This window comes from Burkholderia catarinensis, from assembly GCF_001883705.2.
Classification (GTDB): Bacteria; Pseudomonadota; Gammaproteobacteria; order Burkholderiales; family Burkholderiaceae; genus Burkholderia; species Burkholderia catarinensis.
Genome location: NZ_MDEQ02000005.1, coordinates 1 through 14182 on the forward strand (window position 1 = coordinate 1; position 14182 = coordinate 14182).

The 14182-nt window shown below is 68.7% G+C and carries 1 protein-coding gene and 1 pseudogene; one reads left to right on the plus strand and one right to left on the minus strand.

Features of this window, described 5'->3' with window-relative positions:
• Positions 1-104 precede the first annotated feature (104 nt).
• Positions 105-1595 carry an ISNCY family transposase gene (locus tag BFF94_RS09185; RefSeq protein ID WP_128849320.1) on the plus strand — a complete coding sequence of 497 codons (1491 nt, stop codon included), beginning with the start codon at positions 105-107 and terminating at the stop codon, positions 1593-1595.
• A 151-nt stretch (positions 1596-1746) separates the two neighbouring features.
• Here BFF94_RS09185 and BFF94_RS09190 read toward each other — a convergent pair.
• Positions 1747-14073 (minus strand): annotated as a pseudogene (locus tag BFF94_RS09190) (LWXIA domain-containing protein); the annotation flags it as partial.
• Positions 14074-14182 lie beyond the last annotated feature (109 nt).

The window sequence follows — 14182 nt, forward strand, 5'->3', positions numbered from 1 at the left end:
TTGTAGTGGCTAGATAGAAATGTCCGCTTTTGGCTACATAGAAATGTCCGCTTTCGTGCCGCGTAAGCTGTCCGGCCGCCGGGTGTCCGGCGCCGGAGGCTGCGATGGCTGCAACGGAGCGGATCACGATGACGATGCGGGAGCTGGACCGGTTCAAGGTCATTCAGGACGTAGCCGACGGCAAGCTCAAGCCATGGCGTGCGGCCGAACGGCTGGAGTTGACGACACGGCAGGTTCGCCGGCTGGTCGCCAGGCTGCGTGAGCACGGCCCGGCGGGATTGGTGTCGGGACACCGAGCGAAGCCCGGCAACCGCCGCCTCGACCCGGGAGCCGCCGACCGGGCGCTGTCGATCATCCGCGATCGCTACACCGATTTCGGGCCGACGCTGGCCTGCGAGAAGCTCTGGGAATGCCACGGCATTCGGCTGGCCAAGGAAACGGTCAGGAAGCTGATGACGGACGCTGGCTTGTGGGTTCCGCGCCGACAGCGTCCGCCGAAGGTTTATCAGCCGCGGGCACGGCGGGCGTGCCTGGGCGAGTTGATCCAGATCGATGGCAGCGACCATCGGTGGTTCGAGGAACGGGCGCCGGCCTGCACGCTGCTGGTGTATGTGGACGATGCGACGAGCCGGTTGATGATGCTGCACTTCACGCAGACCGAATCGACCTTCAGCTACTTCGAGGCGACGCGGGCGTACATCGAACGCCATGGCAAACCGGGGGCGTTCTACAGCGACAAGGCCAGCGTGTTTCGCAACGTGAAGCCAGGCAAGACCGGTAACCGCGTGACACCGTTCGGCCGCGCGATGTACGAGCTGAACATCGACACGTTCTGCGCAAACAGCAGTTCAGCCAAGGGGCGAGTCGAGCGCGCACATCTGACGTTGCAGGACCGATTGGTCAAGGAGATGCGATTGCGCGGCATCAACACGGTGGCCGACGCCAACGCTTATGCGCCCTCCTTCATGGCCGCCTACAATGCACGCTTCGCGAAGCCGCCGAAGAGCGACTTCGATGCGCACCGGCCGCTACGGGCCGACGAGAGTCTCGACCTGGTGCTGACGTGGCGCGAGCCGCGGAAGGTAACGAAGTCGCTCACGGTGCAGTACGACCGGGTGATGTACTTGCTGGAGGACACGCCGGAGAACCGGAAGCTGATCGACCGCCAGATCGAGGTCTGGGAGTACCCGGATGGGCGGATCGAAATCCGGGCTGACGATCGTGCGTTGCGCTGCAGGCAATACGACCGCCTGGCGGAAATCGATCAAGGTGCCGTCGTCGAGCACAAGCGCTTGAGTCATGTGCTGCAGGTCGCACAAGCCCTTCAAGCGCAACGTGATAACAGCCGAATCGGCAAAGCTCCGTCTCGAACGCATCGTGGCGACTCGACCCGGACCAATCGAAACGAGACTGAGCCAGGCAAGAAGAAGCAACGCAAGATCACGCAGGCCGACGTCGAGCATGTGATCGTGGATCTGGCGCAACGCCGGCAAACCGCAAAGCCACCAGAAAAACCTGGCCGTCGGTCTGCAAAAACTGGAGAAACAGACGTGAGCGCCCTGCCCGTTCAAGCGCCGACCTTCGACACTGCGTAACGGTTAAAGCGAGGAAACAGAAGTAGCAAAACCAACCTGAAAACCGGACATTTTTAAATAGCTGGAAGGTGGACATCTGAATCCGGGTATGACACTCGCCCGGATTGCGCGCCAGATTCCTGTTGAGCTGCAGGATCTCGCTGAGCGCGGCGTTGATTCGCTGACCGTCCGACATCCGCTGCTGTTCGTCGGCCGGCACGTGGGCCGCGGCAAGCAACGACCCTTCGTGACTTTCGGCGATCGTCCACAACGAATCGCCAGGGGCCACCGCCACGGTGAGCGGCGCGGCGCTCGGCGAACTCGTCGGAGGCTGCGCCGGTTGCGATGGCGCGCCCGACGGCTGCGCACCAGGCGTCGACGATGCCGACGGCGTCGCGGACGCATTTGGCTGGGCCGGTGCCGTCGTCGCGCCCGGCGACGGTGCGAACGATGCGCCCGGCGCCGGCGTTCCGGCGTGCGAACCCGAATGATTCGGCTGCGTACCGGGCGGCGGCTTGTGCTGATGGTCCGGCGCCGTCGCCGCGGTAACAAGATTGATCCCTTGCATGACGCCGAAGATCGCCACCGGCGCCAGCGCGATGCCGGTCGGCAAACGCTCCATCCACGGCGTCGCATTCGGGAAATGCGAATGCAGACGCCCGGCGCCGAGCAGCACGCCAGACATCGTCGTCAGCGTGCCGGTGTACGGATCGCCCGTCATCGCGGTATGGATGCCGCTTGCGATGCTCATGGCGGATGTCAGGTAATCGCCGGTCGCGCTCACGGTACGCGCCAGTTGGCTGCGATTTTCGGCATTCACGCCGCGCAGGCTGCCCTTGTAAACGATGCCGGTATAGACGGCGCTGAACATCCCGCCCACGGCTTGCCCGCCGGCCAGCCAGTCCCCTTTCGCGAACGCCCGGGCCACATTCATCGTGATCGAGCCGCCGTAACCGCCCAGCGCCAGCATGCGGCCGACCCGGCCGACCGAATGTCGCGGGCTGCCATGGTGGAGCAGCTTCAGCGACGTCCCGCCGACCACGCCCTGCATCTGCGCGAGCATGTCGGCGGCGATCGCCTTCGTATGCATGACCGCGTCGTCGAACGACAGCATCCCGTCGTTGTTCAGCGCGCGTAGCTGTGCGGCCATCGCCTTGCCTTCGTGCGCGATCTGCTCCAGCTGCGTGCCGCGTGCGGTCACGTCGAAGCCGTTCGCCTTCAGCTGTGCCTGCAGCCCGCGCACGAGACGGTCGACGACGCGGTCGAACACGCGCGGATCGCCGTTCTTCAGGCTGGCCACCGCGCCGTGATGCAGCGCCTGGAACACACGGCCGACCCGCAGCCCCGCATACAGCGAATTCGTCGCGGTGCGCACCGACTCTCGCCCGACCCAGATGAGTCCGCCCGCGCCGGCGCCGCCGGTCAACGTGGCCGCGGTGATGTCGCCAGCGATCCGCCGCTTCGAAGGCGGCGGCGTGTTCTCGCCGATCGGTTCGTCGTGCACCCGCAGCGCATGCAGTTCCGCCTGCGCGCGTTTCTCATCGGGAATGTCGACCTTCGCGAGCTGGGCCGCTTCACGGCGGCTCGCACCGATCGGCTTGGTGCCGTCGTTGATCAGCACCGGGTCGTGCACCACCGCGTTCCAATGTTCGCGCGGGTCGACGGCGGACGGCCGCTTGCCGGTCGTCACCCGGTCGGGCACGTTGCCGCCGTACTTGCCCAGCCAGCGCCCGCCGAACGTGCGTGCGCCCTTGTCCGTCGTGGTACGCGGCGCGTTGCCGTCGGCCTCCCACAGCTTCGTCGCATGCTCGATCGTCGCCTTGCGCGCCTGGTTCAGCCACACGGTCGTGTTGCCTTCGTAGATCTTCTGGCGCAGCGCGGCCACCTCGGCGGGCGTCATCCCGTCCGCGGCGCCGAGCCGCTCGACTTCCGCGAACAGCAACTGATGCTGGTTCGCGAGCGTCTGCCGGTCGACGCGCTCGAACACGCGCGTCAGCGCATCGGCGCCATGCAGCCGGTTGATGATGTCGGGCCGGTTGCGGTTTTCGACGATCAGCTTCGCGAGCGCGCCAGTGAGATCCTGGTTGCCGATGAAGTCCGCGCCGTGCGTGCCGTACGACAGCCCCATGTGCACCCATTCGAGCCCCTTGCGCTCGAGCACCGCGCGCAGCAGCTTCTCGTGTCCCCCGCCCGGCACCGATTCCGGCACCGCGTCCCAGCCGTGGAACGTGACCATCACGTTCGGCGCCGTCGTATCGGGATGCGCGTTCGACCAGCTTTCGAGCGCGGTCATCACACGCACGTAGTCGTGATACGTGTCGTTAGTGCCCGACTGGAACCGGTAGTCGGCGCCGGACACGAGCGCGCGCGACGGCGCGGTCTCGAGCCGGATCGCGAAGCCGGTCCGCGCGGCCTCGTCGAGCCAGCGATGCAGATGCGCGAGATCGTCGAGCGCGAGCGCCGTGCCGTCCGAGTCGGGCCCGGGATGGATCATCCCGTTCTCCCCGTCGAACACCGCGTTCTTCTGGTCGCCGAGCGCACGCACCGCGCGCAGGAAGTCGGGATCGTGCGCCTTGCCGAGCACCGCGGCGAGCGAATGCGGATCGATCACGAGCGTCGCGACCGGCATCACGCCGCCGTACCGCTCGACGAGCGCACCCATCAGCGCCGGATCGTCGCTCAGCGAGAACGAGCGCGCCATCGGCACCATGCGGTCCTGCAACGCCTTGTTCGAGCGCGTGAAGATCTGCAGGATCCGCTTGTCGGCGACGGTCGCCGCGCCCAGGTTGCGCGTGCGCGCGCGCAGCTTGCCCGGCACCGGCAGGAATCGCGATGCCGACGTCGACACGTCGCGCGCGACATACAGCTTGTTGAGCAGCGTGCGCCACATCCCCACGTCGACCATCACGGCCTGCGGCTCGCCCTTCAGCTCGAGGTTCACGTTGCCGGGGCGCTGCGCCTGCTTGTTGTATGCCTCGATCTGCTCGTGCGTCGCGAAATACTGCTCGGGCTTCGCCGCGCCGTTGCGCAGGCCGAACTCGACGACGGTGGCCGCCGACAGGCCCGGCTGATACGGTTCGATCGACAGCGGCGCGGGCGCGGCACCGTTGCGCCGCAAGCGCCGCAGGTCACCGAGCACCTCGTTGTAGCCGTGCCGCGTGCGGGCTGCGAGCGCGCGGAACGGCGCCGAGTTCAGGCTGCGCGCTTCCGCATCCTTCCATTGATCGTGCAGCGCCTTCGCGCGCGCTTCGAGCGCGGCGACGCGGGTCGGCCGCGCGCTGTTCAGGAAATCGCGCGGCGACAGTTGCGTGAGCAGGAAATGCACGTCCGTACCGAAGCGATCGTTGCCGATCGGCATTTCGTCGAGCGGCACGCCCGGATGGTTCGGGTTGTTGGCCTGCGGGATCTTGTCGAACCAGCGCATCTCGCCGTTGCGCTCGGCGATCAGGCCGAGCGGGTCGCCGAGCGCCTCGGCCACCGCCCCGTCGGTCCTGAACACGTAGATCACGTGGCGGCCGCCGTCGAGCGCGCCGTTCCGGATCGCGCTCAGCAGGTGCGACACGCTGTTGCCGCTGAAGTCGACCGCGTTGAGCGCGGACTTGTCCGACGGCAACAGATGCGGATCGACCGGCGGCAGCGGCGCGGCGTTCGCGGCGTCGCCCCCTTCCGCGCGCGAGAGCGGCCGGCGTACCGGCACGATCGACTGGAACAGGTCGCCGGCCGAGCGGAACGGCTTCTTCTCGACGGGGGGGGCCTCCTTCGCCGGCCGGAATCCGCCGATGCGCTCGACGGTCGCGGGCGTCACGTCGCTGACGACGAAGCGGATGCCGCGGCGCGGCGACCGGCCGACCGGAATGCCGCCCCTGCGGCGACGGCGGAACACCGTGCGCAGATCCTGCTCGGGAATCTCGGTATCGCCGAGCGACGCCTTCTCGAAGTACTTCCACTCGTGGTTCGTGTTGCGTTCCGCATGGCCGAGCACCTTGCCCGTCTCGTCGTCGACCACGTGAATCCAGCGTTGCTCGCCGGACACCGCGCGCACGGCCTGGCGCGGCCGCTTGAAGACCGGTGCGTCCTGCAGCTTCGACACATCGGCGGCGAGCGTCTGCTCGATCGTGTGGCCCGACGTCGTCACCGGCCACGACATCTTGCCGTCCGGCGTCTCGATCTTCGACGGGCCGCCGAATCGCACCAGTTCGTCGTGCGCGACCGGCGACACATAGAAATCGTACTTGCCTCGTGCGCGTCGGCCGCCGCTGCCGGCATTCTCCAGCGCCTTGCTGAGCGCGTGCGGTACGCGCTTGCCGTCCAGCATCCGCACCGGGCCGAGCGCGCCGTTCGCGTCGGTCTCGAGCACCGCGACGAATACCGGTGCCGGGCGTGCGGCGGTCCCGGCGGGCGGCTTGGCATGCGACGTGATCAGCACATGTGCGTTGGGGCCGAGCTGGCGAGCGAGCCCGTCCAGCGTCGGTGCATGCCGGCCGTCGACCCGCGTGAGCGTGCGGCGGCCGAGCGTGTCGAGCCATGACGCGGCACGCGCCTGCTCCGCTTCGGCCACGGCGGTACTTTCCGGTGTGGCAGGCACGGCCGAATGACCGGGCACGGCGGCAGGCGTCGAGCCGGACGGGTCGCCCCCGGCGCTCGCGAGACGGCCGGCCGGCCCTCCCGGCCCGATCGTCGGCCAGGTCGGGCTGCCGTCGACCGCGCCGACCGCACGCGTTCCGCCGGCATGCACGACCGTATAGCCCTCCGGCAAGCCCGAACGATCGACGCCGGCGAGCCGGTACGACACGTCGCCGGTCGCCGCATCGCGGGTTCGCACGACATACATGTCGACGCCGGCCGGCTTGTACAGCTCGCCGCCGTCGGGCGTGGTGATGCGCAGCGCGCTCGCCGGATCGTGGCCGAGCGCCGACAGCAGCACAACGTCGGTCGGTGCGGCGCCCTCGACCGCGGCGAGGTTCGCGGCGGCGCTGGCCGCGACGCGCTCCTGCGGCGTCAGGTCGCCCTGTGCGAACGCGGTGCCATCCGGCAACGCTTCGGTCGGCACGTATGCGTGATTGCGCGGCCCGGTTTGCGCGGCATCGAGTGCCTGCCCGAGATCGTCGTGCGCGACCGTCCGCGCGCCTTCCGGCAACGCGAGCGGGGCATCGGCACCCGCGCGGCGCGGCGCGTGCGTTACGGCCGCCGCCGGCGCGTCGGGCACCTTCCCGCTGAACCGGAACCAGCCCGCCTCGGGATCGAGCGCGCCGAAATCGGTACCGCTGCCGAGTTCGATGCTGCCGTCCTGCGTCACGAATTCGACGCGCAGGTTGGTCAGCCCGGCGGCGTCGAACGCCTGCATCACGTCGTCGATCACGCGGGTCGGTTCGGCGCCGTCGAGGAAATAGCTCGGCCAGTACTGGCTCACGGTGCCGCCGGGTTGCGTGACGCGCGCGGCGTCGCCGATCACGCCCGGCCGGTCGGCCAGCGCGGTGCGGAACGGATGGTCGAGCGTGACCGATTCGAACGTGTCGTCCGGAATCGCGCTGAAGTCGTAGTCGGGATCGGCAAACGTCGGATCGGGCACGCGCGGCACCGTGGGACGCGGCGGCGGATCGGCCATCGGACGCGACGCGGTGCGGGTGGTCGTCTGCGCCGGTTCCGCATGCGGCCCTGCGGGCAGCGCCGGGCGGCCCGCGCGCGCAGGGTCGCCGCGGAAGCTTTGCATCGGTAGGCGATCCTTGTCGACCTGACCCGTCAGTCGCGTTCCGCGCACGGTGGCCGAACCGTCGGGTTCCACGAGCAGGATGTCCGGCGGCGCCCAGACCGATGTCGGCCGTCCGGTGATTTCGGACAGTCGCTGGGCAAGCGCCGCCGCGAACGTCGTGCTCGCGGCCCGCACCTGGCCCGGCGCCACGCGCAGCGGATCGTGCTTGTTCGATCCGCCGAAGCAGGAATACAGCGTGACGTCCTGCCCCGGCTCGAGATGCGGCGCGACGCGCTCGGCCACCTCGTCCGGCGTGAGCGGCCGGCCGTCCGGGCCCAGCATCGCGTCGGCCGACATCCCGTGTCCGAACACCACGTGATGACCGGGCGGCGACATCAGCCCGCGCGTGCCGATCGGGTGCAGCGGATCGTCGGGCGACATCAGCAGCGTGTCGGCCGGACGCAGGAATTCGGGATGCTGCGTCGCGTCGACGCCGGTCACGTCGTCGAATCCGGGCTGCAGCACCGAGTCGCCGTGGACCGTCGTCGTGACCACACCACCGTTGGCGATCTTGCGGTCCGTATAGACGCGGCTGGTCGGCGGATAGATTTTCTGCGTTTTCCCCGACAGGCCATCGTCGGCCTCGGCTTCGGCGACCTGCTCGGTGCGCGCGGCCCACTCGTCCGCCGTGAAGATCTGCCCCGGCCCGACCTCCACGAGCGGTGTCGGCTCGTAGACCGGCGGTTCGCCCGCGTCCGGCTCGGGCGCGAGCCGCGGATGCGCGGGCCCGCCGGGCGTCACGCCCTGCCGGCCGGCATGACCCGGCGCACCGCCGGCGCCGCGCCGCCCGCTGTCCGCGTCCGGATCGATCTGCGCTTCGATCGGATGCACCGGTTCAACCGGCGCATCGCCATGCGCGGTCGTGCGCGCCGCCGGTTCGCCGCGCTGCGCAAACACCATCGGCGGGTCGCTGGCATCGGGCGCCTCGGGCACATGCAGATAGAGCCGCGTCGCGACGTCAGGATCGTGAGCCGGCACGCCGATATCGCCGTCGAGCGGATAGATTTCCAGCGCGCCGGTGCCGCGCACCGAGTTGGACGAGATCGACGCGATCACGGGCACCTGCAGCTCATACGCGAGCTCCTGCGCAAACGGATAACCGCCGGAGGCGAGATAGCAGCCCGTCAGCAGCACGCCGTTGCCCTCCGTATAGGCCGGATCCTCCAGCAGCCTGCGCGCGAACTCCTTCGGCGCGATCGTCTTGCCGTCGGTCGTGACGGCGATCGAGCTGTCCCAGCTGACGTCGCTCGGCTTCGTGCCGTGCGATTCGACGATATCGAAACCCGACACCTTCAGGAACTGCCGCGCGGTCGCGTGACCGAGCAGGTTCACGACACTCGACCCCGGTACGGGCCGCAGTTCCAGCGGATTGACGCGAACCGGCTGCGCGCGGCCCGGCGAGAACTTGCCGCTCACGTCGGGTTCGATCTGGAAGCGCGCGAGCCGGCGGTTCGGATTGGGGAGCGCGCGCCACCATCCGGCCGCGTCGTCGTCGCCCAGCCGGCCGAATACCGGCGCCTGGATCAGGTCCGCGAACTCTTGCAGCAACTCGGGATTGGCGCCGCTGCGCGGCCCATCCAGCGCGATCGGCGTGCCCGGCGTATAGCCTTTCCACGCCAGATCCTCCAGCGCGTGCGTCATCTCGAGGGCGCTGGCGGAACGGCCGCTGCGCGGATTGATGATCGACCCGCGTTTCGTCAACATGCGCCACACGTACACGCCGATCGGCACCCGCACGTCGCCCGTCGTCGCGCTGCCGCCCCACTGATTCGACACCGGGCGCGGCGCGACGCCGCTCCAGTTGACCGGATGCGCGCCCTGGTCGATGACCGCGAGCGCCGGCGAGAATCGGTAGGTGCGCGGTTCGCCGCTGACGGAATGGTCCGGTACGCCGTCCCGATCGGGCGCACCGGGCTCGATCAGGATGCCGCTCGTATAACCGGAATCGGGACTGCCGTCGGTGCGATAGCGCGGCGAACGCCATGCGACGAAGCCGCTGGCGCCGTACACGTCGACGCCCAGCACGTTCGCGAGCAATTGCGCGAGCGGACTCACGCGCGTGCCGGCGCCGCACGCATAGAGGATCACCGGCGATTTGCCGTCCCAGCCGCTCTGGCGCACCATCTCGGCCATGTCTTCCGCGCTCATCGCCTTGCCGGTCGCGCTCGCGAATGCATCGGCCCACGCGTGCGCGTACACGGCGAAGTAACCGGGCGGCACCGGCATCAACGGCCGCTCGCCCGGCGGCAGCCGGTTCTCGGGCTGGCCCGCGTTGTTCGAATAGATCGCGAGGTCGGCCTCGCGGCGCGGATAGGCGGCCCACTGCGTTTCGCTCATGCCGAACGGCGCGTTGATCACGTCGACGCGCCGGCCGTCCTCGCTGCGGATCAGCGGCTTCTGCGGATCGAAGCCGCGCGGGTACACCACGCGCAGCGTGCGGTCGTACGCATCGTTCATCGACAGCATGAACGCATCGCCGGCGTCGGTCAGCCCGACATGGCCGACGACCGCTTCGGGCGGCACCGTGCCGTCCGCGGCGAGCGCCCCGTGATCGACCAGCGCAATCCGGTAGCGGCCCCCCGCGACGCCGTCGGCGCCGACCATCAGCGCGTCGTGGTACGTCGTGTAGCGTGTCACGCCGATCGTGCCGTCCTCATCCGGCGCAGCGGCCGCGTGCGCCGGCGCATCGTCGGCCGCCTTCGCGCGCTGCTCGTCCGCCTTCGCCGCGTTCATGTCGTCGAGCAGGTTGCCCTTTTCGGTCGCGGGTAGCCCGTCGTCCTCGGGGTTGCGCACGTTGCCTTCGGCATCCTCCAGCGCATACACGTAGTACTCGACGTCCTCGAGCCGATTGCCGCTTTCGAGGATCCGCCCGACCACTTCGCTCAGCATCGCCCGATCGGCCGCAATACGCGCGGGAATCTCCCACGACGCGGGGCGCGCGCCGTTGGCCGGCACGCCGGCTTTGGCCTGCGACGACGCACCCTCGCCCGCCAGTGCGTCGGCGACGGCCGGCGTCGCCGCGCCGTCGATCGGTTCACCGTCGGGTGCGAGCCGCAACGCGATCGCGCCATCGTCCGGCGTGCCCTGTGTGCGGCGCGCGCGCAGCCAATCGGAGAAGCGCGCCCGCAGCCCCTTGTCGGCCGGCGCGACCGTGCCGCCGTCGTCGGCCGGTTCGCCGAAACTGTGCGCCTGGTCCTCCGCGTGCTGCCATGGGTTGCCGATCTCGCCGACCGCGAGCCGCTGGTTCGCCAGCCCGTTGGCGAACATCGCGTTCGCGACGTCGAATGCGACCGGCCTCGGGATTGTCGGCGGCGCGGGCGTTTTCGTGATCGCGCGGATCGGCCGCTCCATCAGCGTGTGCGAGCCGAGCCCCATCTGCGCGACGCCAATGCCGAGGTTCAGCAGTTGCTGCGCGCGGTCGGATTCGGACAATGCGTCCCAGTTCTTCACCAGCGACGCACCCTGGTCGAGCATCTGGTAGCCGCCGACCACGCCGCCCGACACATTGAGCACGCCGGACGTGCGGCCCGTCGTCTGCGCGAGCGACTGGAACGCGTCGGCTTCCTGCGTGAAACGGCCGAGACCGGCCATGTCGGCGGCGACGCCGTCGCCGCGCGAAGCCACCGTGAGCAGGTCCGAGACCTGCCCCGTCGTACGCAGCAGCGACGAGGCCTCCGCGAGCGACTTCGCCGCCACGCCGAGACCGCCGCCCGCGATGCCCGCGCCGCTGCCGATCAGGCTGATCCAGTCGCCGCGCGCCTGTGCGTTGCCGAAGCCGGTCGACTGGCCGTGATCGCTCAGGTTCTTCAGGTCGCCGATCGCGGCCGGCACGCCGACGGCCATGCCCGCGCCTACCGCCGTCCACGCGGCGCCGAGCAGCACGCCGCCGACCGGCGCGCCGATGCCGCTCGCGACCAGCACGACGCCGCCGGCCGCGGCGAGAATGCCGGTGCCGATCTCGAGGTAGTGTTCGGCGTGCTGGTACCACTCCGTCTTGTGCGCGTCGATCGGCTCGTATTGCGAGAAATCGCCGGACGCGGAATCGCTCGTCAGGCTCTTCGGCACGTACAGCTTGCCGTCGTCCGACAGCGCGTTGTTGTGCTGGTAATCGTCGACGGTGTCGTACTTCCAGCCGCGATCGTCGATCAGCTTGTACTGGCCCGGATGGTCGGCGACCTGCACCTTGAACAGCGCGCTCGGTGCGGTGCCCGTCCCCTTCGACACATAGTAGATCGGCACCAGCGATACGACCGCGTGATCGCCGCCGACTTTCCGGATCTGGTCGACGACGGTCTGGATCATCTGCGTCGCGGCCGAGTTCTGCGCGTACAGCGACTGGCTGTTGACGGCCGTGCCGTTCTGCAACTGCCCGTTGCCGACGATCAACTGCTCGAGCATCGCCATCGACGGCACGTCGTTCCTGTCGGTCGGCACCGCGCCGGGGACGTCGGGCTGGATCCCGAGCCCGGCGCCGACGAAGTTCGTCATCTGATCGGAGCCGGTGGTGAACGTATAGGACTTGTCGTTGAAGTTTTTCTGGAAGTCGTCGAAATACGCCTTCAGCTGCTTGTCCGGATCGGCCTGGAACAGCTTGTAGCTGGCCGACGCAGCCTGCTTGTTCTGGTTGCTCTGCGCGTGCTCGGTACCTTGCTGGTAACGCAGCTGGAAGTCGTTCGCGAAGCCCGCGCGGAAGCGGTCGTCGTTCTGCATCTTCGACAGCAGCGCCTTCGACAACGCCCGATCGACGCCCGACGAAAGGGCCTCGCGCACCGTGTCGAAACCGTATCCCGTGTTGCTGCCGCGCAGCGTATAGATCAGCGTCTTCGCGTTGCCCTTGTCGTCGAGCAGCCAGTTCGCGACGTCGTCCTCGCGCTGCACGGGCACGCCGCTCGCGGTCGGCTGCTGGTCGGCCAGCCCGACCGCCTTGCTGAGCCCCTTGTAGAACTCGGTGCCTTGCCCGTATGGCTGCGGCGTGCCCGTGTTCGTCTGCATCCACTTGTTGCTGAAATCCTTCTCGACGGTGTCGAGCACGACGCCCGCGAATTCGGGCGGCGCATTGTTCAGGATGTCCTGCATCCACTTGCCGGCCTTGTCGGCGTTCATCCTGCCGTCTGAACGCGCCTGCATGCTGGCTGGGTCCGTCGCCTGCGAATCCGGCTTCTGCATCAGCGGATCGATCTGCGAATGGATGAAGCTCGCGTTGAAATGCGGCTGGCCGGCCTGCGTCCACAGTGTCTGGCGCTCGTCCAGCGAGAACGACGCGTCCATGTTGGTCGTCAGCACCTGCAGCGCCGCGCCGGGGTTGCTGCCCGGGTTCTGCATCAGTTGCGCGACCTGCTGCTTCGTGTATTGCAGCCGGACGTCGGGCGCCGCCGCGAGCAGCATCTGGATCTGCTGGTAACCGGGCGAATTCTTGTCGACGTGCGCCATCGCATACGCGAACACGCCGCCCGCCTGGTCGATCTGGCCGTTCAGTGCCTTGGCGTTCGCGTCGCTCAGGCCGTCCGTTCTCACCGGAACGCCCGTCAGCTTGACGAACGCTTCCGCGAGCGGATTCTGCTGGGCCAGCGCCTTTTCCTGCGGCGACAGCTTCGGGTCGTTCGGATCGACGGTCTGGCCGGTGTCCTGCAGCAGCGCGAACGTGACCGGATCGGACTGCGCGAGCTGCTTCATCTGCGGCGACAGCGACGGATCGTCGGGATTGATCGTCGCGATCGTGCGCTTGAGCTGGCTTTCCTCGCCCAATGCGTCGACGAGGCCGGTGTACCACATGCCGTCGTGGTTCTGCTTCACGGACGCGACGACCTGCTTCTGCTCGTCGGGCGTCACGTAGGTCAGCGCGGTGTCGTCGCCGCCCGTCACCACCTTGTCGTACTGGCTCTGCGCCTGCGACATTTCCTGGGTGATGTCGGCCTCGTCGGCACGGCGCAACCCGCCCGGCTCCTTTTGCCACGCCGCGTAATCGGCCTTCGCGTCGTTCAGGCGCAGCGTCGCGGCCGACGTGCTGTATTCGTGGCGCAATGCGGTGGCGAGTGCCGTGTACGCGTTGTTGGCGTTCGTGTCGGCTGTGCTGGCCGCCTCGCGCAGTTGCGCGCCGGTGTCGGGATCGGCGCGCCGGATGCCGCCCGGCAGCGCGTTGTACTGCTGCACATCGGCGTTCGCGGCCTGGTCCTGCTGCATCGCCAGCGCGAACTGGAACGCCTTCTCGCTGGTCGCCCGCTCGGGCGCCGATTCGGCCGAGACCGCCTTTTGCGCATCGTCGAGGACCTCGCCGAGCACGGGATCCTTCGGCGATGCATTGCGCAGGTCCGATGCGACGCCCGCGATCGCCTTGTTCGTGTCGCCGCCGCCTTCCGCGGCGAAGCGCATCTGGTTCTCGACGGCCGCCTGCACCGCGCCCCACGCCGATTCGGCCTTCTTGACCTGGTTGTCGAGATCGGCTTGCGACGCGCCCTGGTCGTTCAGGCGCTTGAGCGTCGCCATCTCCGCCTGCGCGAGCTGGAGCAGGCGCTGCGTCTCGGCCTGCGCCGCGGCGAGGGCCTTCTGTTCGGGTGTCTGGGCCGGAGGGCTGCCGGCGGCGCCGTTAGCGTTCGTCCCGTTGTTGTTCGTCGGGTTGTTGTCATTCTGCGGCTGCGGCACGTCAACCGGTGCGCCCCCGCCTCCTCCCACAGCCATCAACACCATGTCCGTTCTCCCGCGACATGCGTGACAGACCGGGCAAGCGGCAGGCCGCCACGCGCAATAGTCCATTGTGCCGAACCGGTAGCGCGCAAACAGTCGCGAATTACGTAGTCGCCGGCACGGTTACGCCTGCGCCGGGAAACCCGCGCTACGAATGTGACGCGGGCAACGGCCGTTG